This is a genomic window from Pseudomonadota bacterium, assembly GCA_010028905.1.
Classification (GTDB): Bacteria; Vulcanimicrobiota; Xenobia; order RGZZ01; family RGZZ01; genus RGZZ01.
The window spans coordinates 1-17,684 of sequence record RGZZ01000002.1 but is presented as its reverse complement, the minus strand read 5'-3'; the positions used below and the strand labels follow the sequence as shown (position 1 = coordinate 17,684).

Annotated in this window: 12 protein-coding genes and 1 pseudogene; 2 read left to right on the top strand and 11 right to left on the bottom strand. The window is 64.0% G+C overall.

Annotated elements, in window-relative coordinates; all coding sequences use genetic code 11:
- The first annotated feature begins 162 nt into the window (after positions 1 to 162).
- The gene (locus tag EB084_00285) at positions 163 to 951 is read left to right on the top strand and encodes a hypothetical protein (GenBank protein ID NDD26691.1); all 789 of its coding nucleotides are present in this window, start codon (positions 163 to 165) and stop codon (positions 949 to 951) included.
- Positions 929 to 2,014, top strand: coding sequence for a YncE family protein (locus tag EB084_00280; GenBank protein NDD26690.1), 1,086 nt, complete (start codon positions 929 to 931; stop codon positions 2,012 to 2,014). The genes EB084_00285 and EB084_00280 overlap by 23 nt, the downstream gene beginning before the upstream one ends.
- A 53-nt stretch (positions 2,015 to 2,067) precedes the next feature.
- Here EB084_00280 and EB084_00275 read toward each other — a convergent pair whose 3' ends face one another.
- The 11 genes and pseudogenes from EB084_00275 to lptB all read right to left on the bottom strand — a co-directional run bounded on the left by EB084_00275 (position 2,068) and on the right by lptB (position 17,676).
- A complete protein-coding gene (locus tag EB084_00275) occupies positions 2,068 to 2,793 on the bottom strand; it encodes a hypothetical protein (GenBank protein ID NDD26689.1) in 726 nt (241 codons plus the stop codon).
- A complete protein-coding gene (locus EB084_00270) occupies positions 2,783 to 3,505 on the bottom strand; it encodes a sigma-70 family RNA polymerase sigma factor (protein NDD26688.1) in 723 nt (240 codons plus the stop codon). The genes EB084_00275 and EB084_00270 overlap by 11 nt, the downstream gene beginning before the upstream one ends.
- A gap of 114 nt (positions 3,506 to 3,619) precedes the next feature.
- Complete coding sequence (locus tag EB084_00265; GenBank protein NDD26687.1) at positions 3,620 to 6,844, bottom strand: hypothetical protein; 3,225 nt, start codon at positions 6,842 to 6,844, stop codon at positions 3,620 to 3,622.
- 626 nt (positions 6,845 to 7,470) lie between these two features.
- Positions 7,471 to 8,661, bottom strand: a complete 1,191-nt coding sequence (gene hisC / locus EB084_00260; GenBank protein NDD26686.1) for a histidinol-phosphate transaminase — start codon at positions 8,659 to 8,661, stop codon at positions 7,471 to 7,473.
- Positions 8,651 to 9,788, bottom strand: a protein-coding gene (prfB, locus tag EB084_00255; protein ID NDD26685.1) for a peptide chain release factor 2 whose coding sequence is annotated in 2 segments (ribosomal slippage) — positions 8,651 to 9,724 and positions 9,726 to 9,788 — 1,137 coding nt in all. Because the reading frame shifts where the segments join, the coding sequence is not laid out codon by codon here. The genes hisC and prfB overlap by 11 nt, the downstream gene beginning before the upstream one ends.
- Before the next feature lie 63 nt (positions 9,789 to 9,851).
- Positions 9,852 to 12,439: pseudogene (gene secA, locus EB084_00250) on the bottom strand (preprotein translocase subunit SecA).
- A 288-nt stretch (positions 12,440 to 12,727) separates the two neighbouring features.
- A complete protein-coding gene (locus tag EB084_00245; protein ID NDD26684.1) occupies positions 12,728 to 14,365 on the bottom strand; it encodes a hypothetical protein in 1,638 nt (545 codons plus the stop codon).
- Positions 14,301 to 14,735, bottom strand: a complete 435-nt coding sequence (locus EB084_00240; protein NDD26683.1) for a hypothetical protein — start codon at positions 14,733 to 14,735, stop codon at positions 14,301 to 14,303. The genes EB084_00245 and EB084_00240 overlap by 65 nt, the downstream gene beginning before the upstream one ends.
- Positions 14,732 to 15,688, bottom strand: coding sequence for a DUF3084 domain-containing protein (locus EB084_00235; protein ID NDD26682.1), 957 nt, complete (start codon positions 15,686 to 15,688; stop codon positions 14,732 to 14,734). The genes EB084_00240 and EB084_00235 overlap by 4 nt, the downstream gene beginning before the upstream one ends.
- Positions 15,689 to 15,700: 12 nt before the next feature.
- On the bottom strand, positions 15,701 to 16,870 hold the full coding sequence (locus EB084_00230) for a YjgP/YjgQ family permease (GenBank protein NDD26681.1): 1,170 nt from the start codon (positions 16,868 to 16,870) through the stop codon (positions 15,701 to 15,703).
- The gene (gene lptB, locus EB084_00225) at positions 16,867 to 17,676 is read right to left on the bottom strand and encodes an LPS export ABC transporter ATP-binding protein (protein ID NDD26680.1); all 810 of its coding nucleotides are present in this window, start codon (positions 17,674 to 17,676) and stop codon (positions 16,867 to 16,869) included. The genes EB084_00230 and lptB overlap by 4 nt, the downstream gene beginning before the upstream one ends.
- Between the last annotated feature and the right edge of the window lie 8 nt (positions 17,677 to 17,684).

Here is a 17,684-nt window from a genome sequence, read left to right as displayed (position 1 = left end):
TCCTCGTGTTCGTGCCGTCGCGGCGCTTTCTCCTCCCTGCCTGACAGGGGCGAGAGCGCGGCCGCTGCTGACTGGCAGGAGGAATCGCAAGGGCTTAGAAGAACGGCCTCCTATCGGTAGCACGCCCAACACGAGACGTGCAGGTTGAGGAGGATCACCTTCATGGCCTCGGGAGACGCCATCACACTCGAGTACAAGATGCAGCCGGGTGAGCAGCTGCAGTACCGCACGGTCGTCGAATCAGAGCAGATGCTCCGCGAAGGCGAGCAGACCGCCAGCGGTTCCTCGCTCATGGAGATGGTGATGCTGCAGAAGGCCACCGAGGTGAGCCCAGACGGCACCACGGCTGTCGACGTCACAATCCAGTCTGTCTCTCTGAAGCGTGATCAGGAGAATGTGCCCTTCGAGCCCGGGCAAGACCCCACGGGCAAGACCGTGTCGATGAGGATGAAGCGAAGCGGTGAGGTCATCCAGACCAACATGGACCTCCCGTTCTCCCAGCCTCCCTTCCCCACCAAGCCCGTGAAGCAGGGAGAGACCTGGACGGGTGACAGCGCGATCCCCGTCCCCATCACCGACGCCGATGGCAAGGTGACGGGCCACAAGGAGGTCAAGCTCACCTACCACTACTCGCTGTGGGGATTCACGCGCACCAACGGTTACGAGTGCGCCGAGATCAAGGTCTCCTGCCCGGAGTCGAGCATCCCGCTGCAAGACAAGGTGGAGCAGCGCATCTCGGCTACGGGAACCACGTACTTCGCCTACAAGGAAGGCCGCCTCGTTCGGTCCGAGGTGGAGACGAACTCCCAGATCGTGGCGCAAGATGTCTCGATCAAGAACCACATCAAGGTGCAGGTGACGCTCGAGACCGCCAACACCAACACCGCTGCGCCACCGTCGTTCTCACCGGGCATGGCGCTCGGCGGAAATGACGAGTTCATCATCCGCTGAGCCACACACCCGAACAGGGCGCAGGGATCACCTGCAGTGCGTCGTAAGGGGGAACCTCATGTCGAGGTTCCCTCTTCTCGTTCTCTCCCTCCTGATGGCGTTGGGCAGCAGCGGCTGCCAGTGGTTGCAGCAGAGCATGGCTCCCCCCTCACCGGCACCGACAGGGGAGAGACCCGCACGCCCGGAGGGTCCGCGCGTGTACGTCAGCGACAAGGACAGCTACGTGGTAGCCATCCGCACCAGTGATGACACGCCTGCCGAAAAGTTCCCCGTCGAGCACGGGGCCGGCGGCGTCGCCCTCTCTCCTGATGGGCTCTATCTCTACGCTTCAGCGAAGACCCAGGACTACGTTCGGGTCTTCCAGACCACCGGTATCCCGGTGGGTCGGCTGAACACCGGGCGTGAGCCCGCGGGAATGGTCATGAGCCGCGATGGGAAGCGCCTCTATGTGGCCAACAAGGGCAGCGACAGCGTCACCGTTCTCGATCTCGAGAGCCGCAAGACCGTGGTCACGTTTCCCTCCGGCCATCAGCCTGCCCTCGTGGCTCTCTCATGCGACGAGAAGCGGCTGTACGTGCTGGCCCACAAGGACAACTTGGTGATTGCCTGCGCGCCGGACAGCGGCCAGGAAGCTGCGCGCGCCCAGGTCCCCCCCGGGGCCTTCGGCCTTGCAGTCGATCCGGGTGGCCGATTTCTGTATGTCAGCTCATTCGACGGCAACGACGTCTCGGTGCTCGATGCCACCACCCTCGCCCTGGTCTCCACGGTCAAGGTCGGAGACGGTGCCTACGACGTGGTTGCAGCAGAGAGTGGGAAGGTCTACGTTGCCTGTGTCGAGGACAGCTCGGTGGTCACCTTCTCGCGCGACGATCTGAGCGCGGAGCCGCTCGCCACCCCGGTGGGGGCGCGCCCCTATGGCCTCGCACTCTCACCCGACCAGAGCAAGCTCTATATCGCCCTCGAGGGCGACAACAAGCTGGGGATACGCAGCCTGCCTGGGCTCGAGGAGAAGCCAGCACTCGATCTGGGGGTCACGCCGGTAGACGTCTTTACTGGCCCTTGATCAAAGGGGTTGGCGTCAGCACAGACGACGCACAGCACCAAAGACGCTGACGTTCAGCGCGCCGCCACGAACGAGGCGGAGAGCACCTCTTCAATCGCGTCGTCGGCTTCCCCGCTGGGCGCGGGCGGTCGCAACGCCTCTAGTAGATCATCGCCCTCCGAGGTGAGGTCTGGGGAATCGACCGCTGCCACGGCCCCCGAGCCTCGTCCAGCCGACGTCGACATTCCGCGATCGCGGTGCGCGGGTCCCAGCCAGGCGAAGACCCCCAGCACGATGGCAAGCAACGCCGCAATGCTGGCAACGGCACGCGCGCGGTGCCAGGGCCGCAATGCGCGCTGACCTTGCCGCGGCACATCACCCCCCCGGGCACGGGTGATCACCGACCTCACAAAATCAGGAGAGGGCGCAACATCAGCCCACTCCCCCAGAGACTGCCAGGTGGCGCGCATCGCGCTGGCCTCTCCCTGACATTCCGCGCACGCCTCGAGATGGTCGCGGTGCGCGAGATCAACGAGGTCACCGTTGCGCTCGATCAGCGCTTCTTGCACAGCCGCACAGACATCTTCATCACGAACCCGCGCCATGACGCGGTCGGCAAACCCAGCCTGTGGCTCGGGCGCAGACCACGCACCAAGCAACGACCACGCCCCTTCGATCTCTTGTCGCGCCTGACGGCACTGCGCACACGCATCGAGATGGGCGGCGAGCGCCCCCGTCGCATCAGCTGAAACCAGCCGTTCTTCCTCGAGCAGATGCTCGAGGGCTTCCTCACAGCGCATGACGACTCACTTCACCTTCACCAGTAACATAGCTCGCAAGCCTCTCCTTGAGGGCCAGCTTTGCGCGATGGAGACGCGACTTCACAGCGGGCAGGGAGATCTCGAGCACATCGGCCAGCTCTTCGTACGACAACCCATGAAAGCGATGCAGGATGACCGCCGTGCGCTGCTCATCGGGCAGCGACTGCACGGCTTCTCGCACGATGCGCGCGGTGTCGCGACGCTCGGCCAGATCTTCCGCCGACCCCTTGGGATCTGCCACCTCGCGCACGCGCTGCAGGTCATCTCCGCCGCGTTCATCGAGGCTCTGGGTTCTCCGCCGCTGCTCCCGCTCACGGTCCTTGAGGCAGAGATTCAGCGTGATCTTGTACAGGTAGGTGAAGAAGCGCGCCTTGGCCTCGAACCCGTCGAGTGCCCGGTACAGGCGAACAAAGACCTCTTGCGCGAGATCTTCCGCCCGAGAGGCATCTCCGGTGAAGCGGTAGACCAGGTTCAAGACGCTTCGCTGATACTTGCTGACAAGTTGCTCGAACGCGGCTGATTCACCCATCTTGAAGCGCTCGACCAGCGCCAGGTCTTCGTCCACGGGTCGCCTCCCCTGTATGGGCGCCACCGCCTCGAGCCTGGGCTTCGCGGCGTGGGGTCTGACGGGGAGGGATTCAAGAGGGAATGGGCTGACCCCTTGTGTGATGGCGAGCTGCATCGATGTCATGCTGGAATTGGTCCTCCGTGCGTGAAAAAAGTTTCGCGCACGGAGATCTTTCCCGGCAAATGCAAAGGGCCCCCGGCTTGCGCCGGGGGCCCCGCCTTCAGGCCTGCTTCTGGTTTAGAAGCTGACCTTCACCTGGGACGTGAGCATGAAGCCAGTCCAGCTGAAGGGGTTGCGAGCCATGAAGAAGGTGGGCGTGCTGAAGGTGCCCAGGTTGTCGTGGTTGTCGAGCCACTTCGCAGTCATGTTCCAGTTGACGTTCTTGGCCACGTCATAGTCGAAGCCGATGAACGGGCTCGTCTGATCGGTGTTGAGCGTCTGGAACGTGGTGCTTGCGGTGTCGAGAGCGAAGTTACGGTAGATACCGGTCGGATCGTAGTGACCCTTCACGGTAGCCCACGAGTAACCGCCCTTGACGCTGAAGCGCTCGTTGATCGGGTAGTTCAGAGCAACGAGACCGCCGCTGTTGTGGAGGTCGATGTTGTTCTCGGAACCGCCGAACTGAGGCGTCAGGCCCGAGGGGCGGGTGAACTGCCAGTCCTTGTAGGCGGCGTGGATGCCCAGGCCACCCAGGTTGTCGAACCGGTAGTTCGCACCGATGCCCCAGTTGGTGACACGGCCACGGACGTTCTCCAGCGGCGTCGCGAACTGGTTGACGGTGGACGGCGCAAGGCTGCCCGTGTAACCAGCGAACGAAGTCGGGTGGTAGCCCGTGAAGACGGTGTCGATGTAACCAGGGTTCTGACCCAGCACGAAGCCGTTCGGGATCGTACCGTTCGGGTCATAGATCGAGGGGACGCCAGTGCCAGGGCCGGAACCAGGCAGGAGGCTACCCATGGCAATGCTGCCGGGGCTGTAGCGAACCTGCTGGAGCGAGGTCTGATCCTGGGCCATGTTGCCGTACTCACCGTAGAACACGGTCTTGTGCTTGCCGTCCTTCGGATCAACCGGGTTCCACTTGAAGTTCAGGCGGACGCCCATGCGGTTGTTCGGGAACTGGTCCTTGTCACTGACCGGGTACATCTGCGGGAACCACGACAGGCTCGGCAGGCGCCAGAAGGCCTGGCTCACGCCGTTCACGTTCGGGTACTGCAGAACGTACGGGTTGTAGTACGGGTTGACATCGATGTACTCGGTGTCAACGTCGAAGTCGCTGAACAGCGTGAAGCCGAGACCGATGCGGTAGGCCGAACCGTTCGGAGCGTTGTAGGGCGAGTTGGCGCTCGGCTTGTAGCTCGAGTTGCCATACTCCACGCCGAAGCGCATCTTCACGTCGTTGTTCCAGGTGTAGTCCCAGCCACCCGAGAGACCCCAGGTGAACATGGACTGCGGTCCGAAGCTGGACGCGGGGAGACCACCGATGGCAGCACCCGCGGCACCACCGTTGGCGGCGGTGTTGAGAGCGCTGACGACAGGCACCTGCGTCGCACCGAACACGCCAGAGGCGGTGGTGTCGATGCCGTACACCGGCAGGGTCACCTGGCCGGTACCGTTGGCGAGGCCGCCACCATTGCCCGCGATGATCGGGATGATGGGACGCACGTCAGAGGTGGAGCCGATGCCAGCCACGCGGCTGCCATTCGGGTTGAGGGTAACGCCGGTGGCGTTGTTGGTGAACTGGGGCGAGACCTGAGCGGCGAAGTAGCCGTTCGGGTTGGCCCAGTCGAGGGTCACACCGTTCACGCCCACGATGGAGCCAACGGTGGTGGCGGCGCCAGCAGCGCTGTCGTCCCAGATGCGGAGCAGGTTGAACTTGAAGCGGCCCTGGTTGCCCTCCTGGCCGAAAGTCCACTTGCCGTCAACACCCCAGAGGAAGGGGCGGTAGGGGGTGGCACCTGTGGCAGCCACGACGCCAGGGAAGGCGGTGGTGAGCTGGTTGCCGTCGGCGACCTGCGAGCCGAACACTTCCCACTCGAAAGGAGCGAGGAGGTGGTGGCGGCCCGAAACGCGGAAGCCGTAGTTGTCAAGGTTGCGCGGTCCGAAGTAGTTCGGGTTGAACTCAGGCGTGTAGACGATGCCATCCATGTGGGTATCGCCAAACGAGCCGAGCTGCACCTTGATGTTGCTGGGCTTGTGCAGGAACCAGAAGTTGTCGATGACCATGCGGGTCCAGGGGGTGTGAGCCGCACCCTGGCCAGCATCGAGACCGGCGAGAGACTGGTTGCTTGCGAACACGTTCATCTGACGAGCGGCCGACACGCCATAGAACGCGTCGACAATCGCGTCACCCGCGCTCACGTACGAGGCGAACTCAGCGCCCGCGTCCATGTCGGGGTTCAGCTTGATGCGCACGCCGAGGATGCCCTGGCCGCTGTAGCCAGTGCCCTGGGTCCACGGACGGCCCGTGCGGAACTCGAACGTGGGGAGCACAGAGGGAACGGTCGGCAGCACGCCAGCCGCACCGGTGGTGCCGGTGAACGGGTTGGAAGTGCCGAGACCGAGGGCAGAGCCGACCACAACGTTGTAGCTGGGGTTGACGCTGTTGTTGAAGCTGCCCGTGTTCGGGGCGAACTGGTTGATGACCACGGGGCGGCCAGCGACGCGCGCAGGCAGACCAGGGGCATTACCAGCGATGAAGGCGGCGGGGGAGCCGACGCCCGTCATGACGACGCTGGGCAGACCCGTCGACACCGGAGGCACAGCCAGGGTGTTCGGGGGAGCCGTCGCGCCAGGACCCAGCGGGTTGGCCGGGAGACCAGAGCCACCGTTCACGATGAAGCCCGCGGGAACGAGGTTGCTCGCGAGGTTGCTGAACGTGGTGCTCTGACCCGCGGTCGCCGCGGAAGCGAGAGGGCTGCTGACCACACCGCCAGCGCCCGCGGTGAACGCGACGCCGCCGGGCGTGGCAACGGTCACGCCACCAACGGAACCGTTGGTTCCGGTGGAGATGCCGTTGTTCTGCATGCGCATCGACACGAAGCGGGTGTCGAGGCTGCCGTAGAAGGTGATGCGCTCGAGCTCGGTCACGCGCTTATCGAGGCGCGCAACGTTGTCTTCGAGGTTCTGGACGCGAACGCCCAGCGCATCGAGCTCATCCTTGAGCTGGTTGACGAGACGACGAAGCTCGTCGAGATCTGCCTTGGTTGCGAATGTGGCGTGCTCCTGCTCCATCTTCGCCAGCAGGCGCGCAACGATCATGGCAACCTCGTATCGGGTGGCCGCACGGTCACCCTTGAAGGTGCCGTCCGGATATCCCTCGAGGATACCCTTCGCCGCGAGCGCAGCTACTGCGTCCTTCGCCCACATATCCGGAACATCCGGAAACATGGGTGCGGACATGGCGGGACGGAACATGGAAACGACCATTGCCAGTGCAAGCACCAGCCATGAGATGCGTCTCATGTTCTTCCTCCGTTTTTTTGGCCCTGACAGGCAGGGCCTTGATGTGGAGGAGAGGTCGACCGTCCGTGCGCGCGGGACCCGCAGAGCATGCTTGTTTCCTCAACGAACCGATTGCACATCTGTATCTACCTCCTCTCCTGCCGGCACCACACGGCACCGACAAACCTCAGGACTCTGTAACCCTTGGGAACCTTCCGGTGTTTCACGGCCTCTCACGTGGACAGAGAAGCATCAAGAGGCCTCAGGCACGCTCTGCGCCCGACGCCTCGCTGTTCTCTTTCAAGCCACCACGTTGTTGAAGAAGACGTTCACCCCTGGAGCTGGGTCGACGGCGCATCTGCGACCCGTCGCCCTCGGCGTTCGACTGTGAGGTGCCGTCGCACCATTCAGTCTCGGCCGGAAAGATTGAATTTTTCTACACCTGTTCGAACTCCTTCTTCGCAAGAAAACCGGTTCCTTCATGGATGCACCGGATTTTTGTTGCTCAGATGTGAACAGGTGTGCAGAGGCATTTCAGAGCCACCATCAGACACCTGACTCGAACAGTCGCCCCATTGTAATCGTTTCCAACTTCCGGCGCAAGGGGGCTGTCGAAAAACCTGCCGACCGTGCCCAGATCTGGCTGCTCAGCCCTGGAGGGCGGGCTCGGCTTCGATCTCGTGGCGCGCCCGCTCGAGAACCCGGGCAGTGGCCTGAAGGAAGCGCTCAACCTGGGGCGGTGTTCCCACGGTCACGCGAACCCACCCTCGGAAATCGGTGTTCGTGCCAGGGAAGACGATGACACCTTCCTGCAGCATCTCCTCGAAGTAGCGAAGATCATTGGATCCCACCCGCACGGCCAGGAAGTTCGTCTGGGTCTCGAGCGCCTGGAGGCCGAGTGCGCGCAGCCCATCGCGCATACGGGCAAGGCCTTCCTGGTTGTTCCTGCGCGAGCGCTCGAGGAAGTCGACGTCGTCGAGCGCGGCCTGGGCGCCAGCAAGTGCCAGCGCGTTCGCCACGAACGGCATGCGCGCCCGCTCGAGCAGATTGATGAGGGCAATCGAACCCACTGCGTATCCGCAGCGTGCCCCCGCGAGACCATATGCCTTCGAGAAGCTGCGCAGCACGAGGAGGTTCGGACACATCTCGAGCAGCTCGCGGAAGTCGGGAATGGCCCCTTCCTCGCAGTACTCTGCGTAGGCCTCGTCGAGCACGAGCAGGCGATCAGACGGGAACCCCGCCACGAAATCGCGCAGCGCCGACGGCGCGACGACCGTGCCGGTGGGATTGTTCGGATTGCACACGATGACGATCTTAGTGGCGTGCCCGATGGCTGCCGACATCGCCTCGAGATCGTGGACGTGGTCACGCAGCGGCACGCCCCGCCAGTGCCCTCCGGCCGCCCGCACCAGGCCATCGAACACCCGGAAGGAAGGGTGTCCGGAGATGACCTCCTCGCCATCGTTCACGAAGGTCTTGCAGATCAGCTCGAGTATCTGCATCGATCCGTTCCCCACGAGGAAGCTCTGGGGGGGTAGGCCCCAGTACGTCGAGAGGCGCTCGCGCAGCTCGGTGCTGGCGTCGTCCGGGTAGTAGTGCATCTCGCGCGCAGCGCGCGTGACGGCCTCGAGCGCCAGCGGTGAGGGCCCCAGTGGATTCTCGTTGGAGGCCAGCTTGATGACGTCATCACGCCCGAGCATCTCCTGCACGCTCTTGCGCGGACGCCCCGCCACATACGGGCGGCAGTCGAGGATGCACGGCCTCACCAGGGGATGGGTCTCTGAGGTCATCGAACCACAGCCTTTCTCGCGCCGAATCGCCGGCGCCTCACGCGACATCGGTGGCGTCGCCCGCCATCTTCTGCAGAACCCGAGCCTCTAGATAGGATTTGATGATGGGGTCGAGGTCACCGTCGAGAACCGCCTGCACGTTCCCGGTCTCGTACCCGGATCGCAGGTCCTTCACCAACGAGTAGGGGTGCAGGACGTACGACCGGATCTGGCTGCCAAACGCGATGTCACGATGCTCGCCTCGGATGGCGGCCAGCTTCTTCTCCTGCTCCTGTCGCTCGTGCTCGAACAGGCGCGCCTTCAGGATGCGCATGGCCGTATCTCTGTTGGCATGCTGGCTGCGCTCGTTCTGACAGGCCACGATGATCCCCGTGGGCAGGTGGGTGAGGCGCACCGCAGACTCGGTCTTGTTCACGTGCTGCCCCCCCGCGCCGCTCGATCGATACACATCGACCTTCAGGTCATCCGGAGAGATCTCGACCTTGATGGTGTCATCGATGTCGGGCATCACGTCGACCTGGGCAAACGCGGTGTGGCGCCGGTGGGCCGAATCGAACGGCGAGAGCCTGACCAGGCGATGCACGCCCTTCTCTGACTTCAGGTAGCCGAATGAAGAGACCCCACCGCTCACCATGATGGTGGCCGACTTGATGCCGGCCTCCTCGCCCTCCGACTCATCGACGACCTCCGCGGTGAATCCGCCGCGCTCGAGCCACCGCAGGTACATGCGCATGAGCATCTGCGCCCAGTCCTGCGCGTCGGTGCCACCGGCGCCAGCATGGATGGAGAGGATCGCGTCGTGATTGTCGTACTGCTCGGTGAGCAATGTCGACACCTCAGCCGCGTCGACATCGGCCTCGAGCAGACGTACGTGCTCGTCGAGCTCGGCCTGATCGATGGCCTCCCCCTCCCCGAGCAGCTCAGCGTAGGCCTGCAGATCATCAAGCCGGTCATCGAGCGAGCGCCAGCGCTTCAATGTCTGGCGCGTGGTATCGAGCTCCTTGGTGAGCGTGCGGGCTCGATCCGGGTTGTCCCACAGATCGGGCGCGCCCATCTGCTGCTCGAGCTGATCGGCCCGCTGCGCGAGTGCCGTCAGGTCAAAGATACTCCTTGACGCGGACCAGCCGCGCCTTGAGCTGCTCGTGCATTCGTTCCACATCGTTCGCCGTGATCATGACCTGCCTCCAAGGGTGTGAATCTGGGTCGGGTGCCGCACGCCATCTGCCGGACGCCGCAGGTCAGGCCCTGCCGTGGCACTTCTTGAACTTCTTGCCGCTGCCACACGGGCACGCGTCGTTTCGGCCCACCTTCGAGTTCGGACGACGCACAGGGGTAGCGCCGCTTTCATCATCTCGGTTGGTTCCGGTGATCTGGACCTGGGGGGCGTGCATCTGAGGCGCCTCGGCGCCCTCGTGAACGCGCACCCGGAAGAGGAAGTTGATGGTGTCTTCCCGGATGCGCTGCTTGAGGCCCTCGAACTCGTTGAACGCCTCGGCGATGTACTCGAGGCGAGGATCTTTCTGGCCATACGCGCGAAGCCCGATGCCTTCGCGCAGCATGTCCATCGACTGCAGATGGTCGATCCACTTGTCATCGATGGTGTGCAGTAGCGCCATGCGCTCGAGCTCGCGCAGGAGGTCGCCCCCGAGCTCTTCCTCGCGCTGCTCATAGGCCTCGTGCGCCCAGTCGACAACGGTCTCGCGCAGCGCCTCGCGATCGAGGTCACGCAGCTCTTCGACGTCTTCCGCCTCGAGCGGGAAGAACTCGCGCACAGCGCGGGCCAGGCCCTCGATGTCGTACTCGTCGCGCCCCGCGTTTTCTGGTGCGTAGGTGTCGACCAGCTCCGCGAACAGCTCGTCGAGCATCTCCTCGACGTGCGGGCGCAGGTCTTCCCCCTTCAAGATGCGCAGGCGCTCGGTGTAGATGACCTCGCGCTGCTTGTTCATCACGTCATCATACTCGAGAACGCTCTTGCGCATGTCGTAGTGACGCGACTCGACCTTGCTCTGGGCATTCTCGATGCCCCGCGTGATCAGGCCGTGCTCGATGGGCACGTCCTCCTCGACCCCGAGACGATCCATCCAGCCCGCAATGCGGTCTGAGCCGAAGAGGCGCATGAGCTCGTCATCGAGTGCGATGTAGAAGCGCGTTGTTCCCGGATCGCCCTGTCGCCCGGCACGACCGCGCAGCTGGTTGTCGATGCGACGCGACTCGTGACGCTCGGTGCCGATGATGTGCAGCCCTCCCGCGGTACGGACCTCCACGGCCTCTGCTTGATCCGGCGGGTTTCCACCGAGGATGATGTCGACGCCGCGGCCCGCCCGCCTTTGTGCCCCGCCTGCGCGATGATGGTGGCTTCCTTCTCGTGGTACTTCGCGTTCAGGACGTTGTGCGGGATGCCGCGACGCTTGAGATGCAGCCCGAGCTCCTCGGATTTCTCGATGGAGCGCGTTCCCACGAGAACGGGCTGCCCCCGCTTGTGACACTCCTCGATGTCTGCGATGACCGCATTGAGCTTGGCCTGCTGGTTCTTGTAGACCTGATCTGGAAGATCTTTTCGGCTGATGCTGCGATTCGTCGGAATGATCACCACGTCGAGGTTGTAGATGTCGCGGAACTCGCGCTCCTCGGTGGCCGCCGTGCCGGTCATGCCGGCAAGCTTGTGGTAGAGGCGGAAGTAGTTCTGGAACGTGATGGTGGCCAGGGTCTGGTCTTCCTGGCGGACCTTCACGCCTTCCTTGGCCTCGATGGCCTGATGCAGGCCATCAGAATAGCGACGTCCGAACATGAGACGGCCGGTGAACTCGTCGACGATGACGATCTCACCCTCTTTGATGACGTACTCGTCGTCGAGCTTGTAGAGCTCCTTGGCGCGCAGCGCCTGGTTTACGTGGTGCACGAACTCGATGTTGTCGTCATCGTACAGGGAGTCGGGCTTCTGGATGCCGAGGATCTCCTCGACGTGGGCCACACCCGCCTCGGTGAGCGGCACGCTGTGCGCCTTCTCGTCAACCTCGTAATCGACCTCGGCCTTGAGCTTGAGGGCGATCTTGGAGAACTTATCGTACAGGTCGGTGGACTTGCGTCCCATGCCAGAGATGATGAGGGGCGTACGCGCCTCGTCGATGAGAATGGAGTCGACCTCGTCGACGATGGCGTACCAGAGCGGCCGCTGCACGCAATCCTCGAGACGCATGACCATGTTGTCGCGCAGGTAGTCGAACCCGAACTCGTTGTTGGTGCCGTACGTGATGTCTGCCGCGTAGGCCTCACGCCGATGCACGGGACGAAGATGGTTGACCGTCTCGTCATCGACCTCCCACTCGGGGTCGTAGAGGTAGGCCGTGTCGTGCTGGATGACCCCCACCGTGAGGCCGAGGAAGTGATAGATGGGCCCCATCCAGCGGGCGTCTCGCTTGGCCAGGTAGTCGTTGACCGTGACCACGTGCACGCCCTTGCCCAGCAACGCGTTCAGGTAGGTGGGTGACGTTCCCACGAGGGTCTTGCCCTCTCCCGTGCGCATCTCGGAGATACGCCCCTGGTGCAACACGATGCCGCCGATCATCTGCACGTCGTAGTGACGCAGCCCGATAGCCCGCAGAGACGCCTCGCGCACCACCGCAAACGCTTCCGGCAGGATGACCTCGAGATCGCTCTCCTTCTGCAGGCGCCCGCGGAACTCGTCGGTCTTTGCCTTCAGCCCCTCATCGGTGAGTCGCTTGATGGCCTCTTCATGGCCATTGATCTGCTTGACGATCTTCTCGATCTTCTTGATCTCTTTGGCGTTGCTGTCGAAGAGGCTGCGTACCGCGGCGAGTAGAGACACGGGAAGGTTACCTGCCTTGCCTGAGTTGATGAGCGCCCGGTGGGACGGCCGCTCGCATGGGAGACGTCGCGCATCCTGTCCTTGTTCGAAAGGCACGGCCGCAAAGCCACCCGTCGACGCTCGGAGACCGCTCCCACGCAATGCGAATCGGGCGGGAAGCGGCCGAACACCTTTCGCAGTGCAGGGGCCGTTCCCTCTTTCCGCGACCCTGAAGTCTCCTCTGCGCTCCCTATTGTTGGAGCGACGCCGCGCGAAGCGGAGCCCGGCAGGTCGAGGAAGCCCCTGTTCTCAGGGCTTCACGGCGATGCCGTAGGGGCGGCTGCGTGGCAGAGGGGTGGTGTTGCGCAGGAACGTGTCGGTGTCGCCATCGATGATCGAGACCGTGGCGCTCCCCTGATTGGCCACGTACACATGATTCCCCGTGCCCGTCACCGCGATGCCCATCGGGTTGGTTCCCACAGGAATCACCGGCCCCGGCTGCAGGGTCGAGAGATGGATGACGTGCACGGCATTGCTGCCCCTGCAGGTGACGTAGGCCTTCGTGGAGTCGGGCCGAACAGCGATGTGAAAAGGCGTGATGCCCACCGGGATGTTCGCCACCGGCTGCAGGGTGGCGGCGTCGAGAACGGTGACCGTGGCCGCCTTGCTGTTGGCGACGAGCACATAGCGATTGTCCGGGGTGAGCGCGATGCCCATGGGGTTGGCGCCCACGCGGGTCACCGCCACCGGATGGGTGGTGATGAAATCGATGGCGGCCACCTCTCCGTCACGCTCGTTCCCGATGGCCGCGTAGATGCGGCTGCCGTCGCTGCTGGCGGCAACCGACCACGCGTGGGCGATGCCTCCGGTGGGCAGCGGGGGAACGGGCAGGATGCGGGTGGGTGCGTTGCGGCTGGGGTCGATGACCATGATGCCATCACCGTTGGCGCGCATGATCGACGCGTACACGAAGTTGCCGCTGCGTACGAGATCGTTGACCACACCACCGGCCGGGATCTGCTGCAGCAAGATGTTGTTCTTCGAGGTGTCGAAGACGTTGATGACGTTCTGATCTGACGCGGCGAAGAGCTTGTTGCCGCTGGCGCTGAAGGCCAGCCAGAACAGCCGGCTCGCCGATTCGACGTAGTCGGTCTGCTGCGGCTTCTCCGGATCGAGGACCATGAGCTGGTTCGGCGCAACGCTGACGTTGGTGGAGAACTGGTTGGGACCGGTCGGCATGTTGGGCACGTTGCCGCCAAAGGTGAACGGGTCGGCACCGTTGGCGACAGCGCCCATGTAGCTGATGCTGGTGGTGGCCGAGCCGGACAAGGGAGAGTTCACGGTCGAGCCGTTTGACCCCGTCGGCACGGGCGCCGAGAACGCCACGTACACCGTGTCGGCCTTCACGATGTGCTCCTGCCCTCCCATGTTCACGCTGCCTCCCGGTAGCAGATAGAGGAGCACCTGGCCGGGCATGGGGCCGCGCAACGTGACCTTCTTGATGGTCGGCTGGAACCCGGGCTTGAAGGCCATGAGGGTGATCTCGCCCTCCGGCACCGCCTTGAACTGGAAGGCGCCGCGCGCGTCAGTGGTGTCGCTGAGCGATGTGCCCACCACGGTCACCGTAACGCCCTCGGCCGGAAGAACCCCCACGGCGCCTTGTGCCGAGTTCGGCTCGACCACGGATCCCAGTACGGGAATGTTTGCCGCTCTCGCCCCTGCGCTGGCTCCCGCCAGCATCATGAGCGCCAGCAGAAGGCTGCGAACCATCATCCATCGGGCGTTGCGCATGCTCTCACTCCATCTCTCGTCTGGGCGCGCGACCGCGTCGCCTCCATGATAGTCGGCTTCCTGCCTGACGTAAAGGCCAGCGCCATCGCCCTCAGCGATCCGGGGCCTCGAGACCCATCCAGGCGAGCGCGAGGCACCAGGCCGCATAGTCGTCATACGGCTCGGGTGGCACCCGCATTCCCTGCGGCAGCCACCGCAGGAGCCCACGAGGTGGGTTGTCGCGCCAGTAGGCGAGGCGCGCACGCTCCGTCGTGTGTCGCTCGCTCACCAGCTCAACCCCGGTTCCCGCCTGAATCCGTTCCACCACATCGATGACCTTTGGTCGCAGATCGCGTGACTTTGTTCCGTCGCCCATAAGGACCCGCGCGGGAGAGAACCTCCGAAGCGCCTCCTCGACCCGGGCTTCCAGCTCTGGCGTGGCAGACACCTCGCGAAACACCAGCGCTCCCCGTGCGTCGACCACGGCCAGGCCGCACTTGTCCCGCCCGGGATCGATGGCCAGCACCGGGCCAGACGGCGTGCTCACTGATTGACCACGAGCAGCCGCGCGTCGAGCGGTCCAAGCGGATGGATCTCGCTGTTGGCCACCACCTGAAGGCGCATGGGCTTGTTCATGCGCGCGATCTGATCGGCCGCCTGTCGCATCATGAAGCCGTCGATACTGGTATCGAGCTTGTTCGTGAGGGGATTGCGCACCATGTGATACTGCTCGAGACACGTGTAGTTGAGATCCTTGAAGATGAACTCGTACACCTGCTTGTACACCTGCGCTGAGGTGGCCCGGCCGTCGATGACCCCCGAGGTGATGACCTGATCCTTGCGGAACACCACCGGGTTCGGGCGGAACAGGAACTGCGCCACGGTCTCATCGTCGTAGTAGGCCGTGACCTTGCCGGAGAGCACGATGCATACCACCGTGGAGCCCTTCGGGGCCTTGCGGAGGGTGTCGAGAATCCCCTCCTTGTCGGCGGCCACGTACTTCACCAGCTTCTTCTCATCTGGCAAGGGCGCGAGACCGCACTTCGACGCAAGCTGATTGTTGCGCGCGACGAAGTTGTCATTGGCTAGCTGCAGGAGCGTGTCGATCTGGGCCCGCATGTCGTCCGCAGACAGCCCGCACTGAATCACGCCCACGGCCAGAGGCTGGAAAGGCAAGGAGACCGGACCCGCCTTGACCTTCTCATCGAGCCCCTTCACCTGGTGCTGGAGCTGCGATCGCTGCTCTTCGAGCTCGCGCAGGCCGACGAGCAACTGCCGCACGTCAGACGAGGCCACCGAGAGGATGCCCAGCGTGAGGAGGTAGATGACCGCGCCCGTGGCCACGGTGATGATGTTCGAGGTGTAGCGCGGACGAAGCCCCGCAAGCGTCATCTTGCGACGGCCCACCTGGCGCCCGAGCTGATTGCCGAGATACGCCACCAGACCACTCAGGGCGGCGCCCACGACCACGATGAGAAAGATTCGCAGGGCTACAGCCACCGCACAGCGCTCCTAAACCTTGCCGGCCCTCACCAAGAGCACCATGCCGACGGCAGCGAACAGCGCGTTCGGCAACCAGGCGGCCACGAACGGCGGAAGGATGCCGCTCTCTCCGAGGGAGCGGCTCGTGGTCATCAGCAGGTAGTAGATGAAGATGAAGATGATGCTCAGACCCAGCCCGATGGACTTGCTCGTACGGTGCGGCTGCAATCCCAGCGGGATGCCGAACAGCCCGAAGACGAGACAAGAGAATGGGATGGCGATACGCGAGTAATACTCCACCGTGTACGACCAGGCCTTTTTGAGGCCCTTGTTCTCGCCCTTCTTGAGCCCCTTGCTCTCGGCGACCCTGGCCTCTTCGGCCTCGATCTGGGCCATATAGCGCTCGTAGCGAATCTTGTCGAGCAGCATGTCGCGTGTCATCTCGTCGCGCCCGCGCGGCCTCACGGCGAGCTGAGCCGGCGTGGAGGCGATGGGGGCCACCATCTGCTCGGAGAACGTGTCGTAGGTGACGCTCTGGTTGGCGTCGAGATCCTGGGTCTTGACCTTGTGCATGACCCAGCCGTACAGACCGTCAGACTGCTTCTCCCACACCGCGTCCTCGGCGTACATGACGCGCACGCGCAGATTGCTGCGGTAGAACAAGATCGTCAGCTGCGAGAGAAGACCGCGATCGAGATCGAAGCTGCGGGCCAGCACCACGCGGTCGGTGCCATCGGCCGCCACCTCCTGCACCTTGAGGTTCTGCATCTGACCGCTCTCCGCCACGAGCTGCTTCGCCACGAGGTTGTGGGCCTGGTAGTTGGCCTCAGGCGCGATCTGGTCGATCAGGTAGAAGGCCACGATGGAGAGCACGACGGTGAGCGCAAGACCCGGTCGGGCGATGCGGTAGAGACTGATGCCCCCCGCCTTCATCGCCACGACCTCGGAGTCCGCCGAGAGGCGTCCGAACGCCATCAGGCACGCGAGAAGCGACGACATCGGAAAGGCGTAGGCCAGGACGCCGGGAATGCTGGCCAGCACGAACACGGCGGCAACCTTGAGGCCCTGCGTGCCATCGGAGAACATGCGAGCGGCTCGCATGAAGGTGTCGACCGACATGAAGAGCAGCGTGAAGGTGCACACGCCGAACAGGAACGGCCCCGCCATCTCGGAGACCACGTAGCGGTCGAGAATCCTCACGACACCGCCCGCTCCTCTTCCTGGGCCTGGGCCGCGGGGTCGGCCTCGTTGCGGAAGTAGAAGCGCTCCCCCAGGTAGTACTTGCGCGCGAGCGGATTCGCCACCACCTCGGTGGGTGTGCCGTGCACGAGGATCTGCCCCTCGCTGATGATGTAGACCCGGTGCACGATCTCGAGCAGCGCCGACGCATTGTGGTCGGTGATGAGAATGCCGATGCCCTTGCGCTGGAGCTCGCGGACGATTTCCTGGATCTCGCTCACGTGAAGGGGATCGACACCGGTGAAGGGCTCGTCGAGCAGGAGATAGCGGGGTTCAGTCGCCATGGCACGGGCGATCTCGAGACGCCGCCGCTCACCGCCGGAGAGCGAGACCACGTTCTGGCGGCGCAGCGCATCGAGCCCGAAATCGCCGAGCAGGCGCGAGACGCGGCGCTCGATCTCGGCCTCGTCGAGGCCCAGCATCTGCCAGATGAGCTGCAGGTTCTCCTCCACCGAGAGACGACGAAAGGTCGACGGCTCCTGCGGCAGATATCCGATGCCCTCGCGAGAGCGCTCATGCAAGGGGGCCTGAGAGAGATCGTGCCCCCGCAGCAGCACCCGACCTTCCTCTGGCTTCACGAGCCCCACCATCATATAGAAGGTGGTGGTCTTTCCGGCCCCGTTCGGCCCGAGGAGGCCCACGACCTCACCCGCGTTCATGCCGATGCAGACGCCGTTCACGACGCGACGACCGGCGTACGACTTGACCAGGCCGTCTGATGCCAGCTCGTAGGTGAACTCGGTTGAGGATGCGGCGGAAGCGTCCATCAGTGCGC

Bases quoted from the DNA above. Each gene is read 5' to 3' on its own strand.
- hisC (NDD26686.1), bottom strand. From the start codon at position 8,661: ATGTCGCGTGAGGCGCCGGCGATTCGGCGCGAGAAAGGCTGTGGTTCG.
- EB084_00280 (NDD26690.1), top strand. From the start codon at position 929: ATGACGAGTTCATCATCCGCTGAGCCACACACCCGAACAGGGCGCAGG.
- lptB (NDD26680.1), bottom strand. From the start codon at position 17,676: ATGGACGCTTCCGCCGCATCCTCAACCGAGTTCACCTACGAGCTGGCA.
- EB084_00285 (NDD26691.1), top strand. From the start codon at position 163: ATGGCCTCGGGAGACGCCATCACACTCGAGTACAAGATGCAGCCGGGT.
- EB084_00245 (NDD26684.1), bottom strand. From the start codon at position 14,365: ATGACGACTATGCGGCCTGGTGCCTCGCGCTCGCCTGGATGGGTCTCG.
- EB084_00270 (NDD26688.1), bottom strand. From the start codon at position 3,505: ATGACATCGATGCAGCTCGCCATCACACAAGGGGTCAGCCCATTCCCT.
- EB084_00265 (NDD26687.1), bottom strand. From the start codon at position 6,844: ATGAGACGCATCTCATGGCTGGTGCTTGCACTGGCAATGGTCGTTTCC.
- EB084_00275 (NDD26689.1), bottom strand. From the start codon at position 2,793: ATGCGCTGTGAGGAAGCCCTCGAGCATCTGCTCGAGGAAGAACGGCTG.